We start from the raw sequence: 262 nt of genomic DNA on the forward strand, positions 1-262 counted from the left end.
CCCGCCAGCTGCACGCGCTGCACGAGTTCGGCCGCGACATCGACGCGCTGCGCGAGCGCGCCACGCAGGCCCTCGGCCAGAAGGCCGCGCACGGCCTGTGCATGCAATGGCTGCAGGACATCGGCTACGAGGCCCACCTGCAGTCGGGCGAGGACAGCGAGAAGGCGGCCGCCAACCGCTGGGCCAATGTGCTGGACTTCGTCGACTGGATGGCCAAGCGCTGTGGCGGCGAACTGGCCGAGGATGGCAGCAGCCAGATCCG

The 262-nt window shown here is 70.6% G+C and carries 1 pseudogene; it reads left to right on the plus strand.

Annotated features, from left to right (window positions below):
• A pseudogene (locus ACMUOY_RS20845) lies at positions 1–262 on the plus strand (ATP-dependent DNA helicase Rep); the annotation flags it as partial.

Origin of the sequence: Candidatus Skiveiella danica (genome assembly GCF_022705245.1) — a bacterium.
GTDB classification, from domain to species: Bacteria; Pseudomonadota; Gammaproteobacteria; order Burkholderiales; family Burkholderiaceae_C; genus Skiveiella; species Skiveiella danica.